General features: G+C 29.7%; 1 protein-coding gene and 1 pseudogene. One reads left to right on the forward strand and one right to left on the reverse strand.

What is annotated here, in order from left to right; translation table 11 throughout:
• Positions 1 to 385: NTF2-like N-terminal transpeptidase domain-containing protein (locus AC1DTM_RS27370; RefSeq protein ID WP_477001365.1), on the reverse strand; the 385-nt coding region annotated here is incomplete at its 3' end.
• Between the two features lie 737 nt (positions 386 to 1,122).
• Here AC1DTM_RS27370 and AC1DTM_RS27375 point away from each other — a divergent pair.
• Positions 1,123 to 1,207 (forward strand): annotated as a pseudogene (locus AC1DTM_RS27375) (SDR family NAD(P)-dependent oxidoreductase); the annotation flags it as partial.

Genomic DNA, 1,207 nt, shown 5'->3' on the forward strand with positions numbered 1-1,207 from the left:
TGAAGTCTGGTGTCCAATCTATTTTCCAAGATTCCTTATCTTTCACGAGTTTTGCTTCATGGATGAATGAAACTGTTCCTCCATCCGTATCCATATTAACTTCAAAAAGAAAAAGTTCTTTATCTTTAGTATTCTCTCCTTTCGTTTTAACTTTTAAATTCTTAACTCCAATACCCTCATGAATTTTTTGATATTTCTCTGTGAACTCCTTTTTAGAAATCGTTTTTTTTGCATGTTCTGATAAATGATCATACATATTTGTAAATTTTTTATCATTCCATAAATTGATATATTCTTCAAATGCTTGTTTTGGCGGTTCGTTTTTATTACATCCTACCAACATAACTCCAAAACAAAAGAAAAGCAGCATCCATATTTTTTTCAATTCAATCTACTCCTTTAGTTATAAATGATTATTCCTTTCTTAAAATATTAAATAAAAAATGTTTTAACGCTTAATAGACAGTGTAAGTAATGAGATAGTTCCACATTTACAAAAAAAATTAAATTTATGGTTAAGCTGCATTCAAAAAGGGAAGATTTTAAGATTCTTACAAACGAAAGAAGCGAATATATTTAGCAATCGTTATCATTATTGGTGTTGTTTTGACAATTTTATTTCAGTTACTAATACTACTTCTTTAGTTGAAAGAGGTAGTATTTTTGATCATAATGGTTCGATCTCATCCAAAGTATTTTCACAAAAAAAAGGGTTCTGGTGCAAACACTCCACAACGTTTGTAAGTAACCTTCTAAACTTGGACATRCTGATACTAGTACTCTAAAAAAGGACGTAATCAAGTACATTATCAGCCTGGACTAATCTTATTAACAGTAAGATAGTACCTGCGGTACAATTTAAGCTTTCGAAGAAAATCGGTAAATTGCGATAAATTCAATAATATAAAGGTTTCAAATGTGAACTGATATTTAATAGTTTACATCGAGATTTATTTCATTCATCAAGGTTTACTTTAGTAAATGAAAAGGATAGTTAGCCCTCATAATGGACTAACTATCCTTTTATTATTTTTTTCTTGACTTAGAGTTCACTCTAACTATTATAATCGACTCATAGTTCATTCACGATAAAATCAATTGGATAAAATTCAGGAGGGACCGGAAAAGCTAAAATCAAAAGTGGCTGACATTAACGCAGACCTGGATGTTGTTATTCGAACTTTCGATTTATCTGTTACTACAATTG

This window comes from Bacillus sp. P4_D3 (assembly GCF_056401855.1).